Genomic DNA, 1,075 nt, shown 5'->3' on the forward strand with positions numbered 1-1,075 from the left:
GGATAACTACCCGTAGAAGGCATCCAATCGCAATATGCCTGTGGGACGCCTCCTGCCAACGTACGTTATGCGGCAGCTTAGAAAACACAACAACACAGAAAATGGGACATAAAGTAGTTTGTTTAGACTGTAAAAAATCATTTAGCCAAGGAACTGACTTTAATGACAGAAAGGAAGCTAATTGTCCTGATTGTGGAAAACAAATGGCTCTTTTACCTCATAGGTTCAGACCGCCAAAAAAGTCGGAAGAAAAAAAATGGGAGACTGTTAAGTTTTTAATAGACAACGGCTTTTATTATCAACACATTTACGAAACCGTTACCAAGACAATAAACGGATTTACTAAATATGAAAATTTGGTTCCTTATCCTGACAATATTCGAGATGCCAAAGAGTTTGTAGAACGTTATAAAAATCAAGCAAGAAAATGATTTTTTCAGGAGTTGACAGTCAAACAGTTGAATTAAAAATAACCAACTACCAGTTTCCCGACAACCAAGAAGGTGATTGGGATGGTAATTGGCTGAACATATATTTGAAAGTTGACAGTAAGGTTGGTAAATGGCAAACAATAGACCCTTCTTTGACTACCTGGGAAGTTCAAGAAATCATTGATTGGTTTGACCAACTTTCAGCAGACAAAGAACCAGAATTTAGATTAATGACATTTACAGAACCAAATCTATCTTTTGAACTTTTAAACGAGCCGATAGAAAACAACAAATTAATTAGAATAAAATTTGATTTAGAATGCAGACCAAAATCTGCGACAGATGATAAAGAATATTTTGTAGACATTTCGGCTGACAGAGACGAATTAATCGCAATTAAAAAAGGACTAAAAGATGAACTTAACAAATATCCTGAAAGAAAGCCGACCGCATAACATCACCTATACGCAAGCAGGGGTTTCGTGCTTCGTAGGACAGAAAAGTGGTATATTTAAAGTTCAGTTCTTCGTAGGAAGTTCAGTGGTTAAAATCCCTGCCTGCGTATAGCTGAGAACCGTTAAATCCGTCATTGGGATTATTTTCAGATTTTAAAATGGCGAAGCTTTCAGGCTATTAGGGCTGGA

General features: G+C 36.7%; 2 protein-coding genes. Both read left to right on the forward strand.

Features of this window, described 5'->3' with window-relative positions; translation table 11 throughout:
* Positions 1–431, forward strand: a 431-nt coding sequence (locus FVR03_RS24160) for a hypothetical protein (protein ID WP_222707323.1), incomplete at its 5' end; no start/stop codon positions are given.
* A complete protein-coding gene (locus FVR03_RS24165; protein ID WP_147924332.1) occupies positions 428–886 on the forward strand; it encodes a WapI family immunity protein in 459 nt (152 codons plus the stop codon). The genes FVR03_RS24160 and FVR03_RS24165, both read left to right, overlap by 4 nt.
* The last annotated feature ends 189 nt before the right edge of the window (positions 887–1,075 follow it).

Origin of the sequence: Pontibacter qinzhouensis, assembly GCF_008017455.1 — a bacterium.
Classification (GTDB): domain Bacteria; phylum Bacteroidota; class Bacteroidia; order Cytophagales; family Hymenobacteraceae; genus Pontibacter; species Pontibacter qinzhouensis.

Coding starts and splice junctions, on each gene's coding strand:
- FVR03_RS24165 (WP_147924332.1), top strand. CDS start 428: ATGATTTTTTCAGGAGTTGACAGTCAAACAGTTGAATTAAAAATAACC.